Annotated in this window: 1 protein-coding gene; it reads right to left on the reverse strand. The window is 52.1% G+C overall.

The window, feature by feature from the left end; all coding sequences use genetic code 11:
- A partial coding sequence (locus ACYP03_RS25050; RefSeq protein WP_459782534.1) for a diguanylate cyclase domain-containing protein occupies nucleotides 1–283 on the reverse strand: 283 nt, incomplete at its 3' end.
- Nucleotides 284–336 lie beyond the last annotated feature (53 nt).

Consider the following 336-nt stretch of genomic DNA (forward strand, 5'->3'; position numbering starts at 1 on the left):
CCCCCATCTGTCGGTTATAAACCCGGTACTGTTGCTGCTGTTTGTTGTCTTTGGCTTTATACAGTGCAATGTCTGCTTGTCTGAGCAGGGTCTCACTGGTCGAATGGCTGCTGTTACTGTAGGTGATGCCAATACTTGCACCAACCACCACTTCTTTACTGCCCAGTGTCATCGGCTCGCTGAGATGGCGAAGGATACGCTCTGCCAATTGTTCCAGAGCCGGTAGCCGGTGATCAGACACCACCAAGATGGCAAATTCATCGCTGCCTAATCTTGCCAGCATGTCATTTCCGCGCAGTATAGCCTGCAGACGCTCACTCACGGCTAACAGCACCT

The organism is Photobacterium sp. R1, assembly GCF_054600795.1.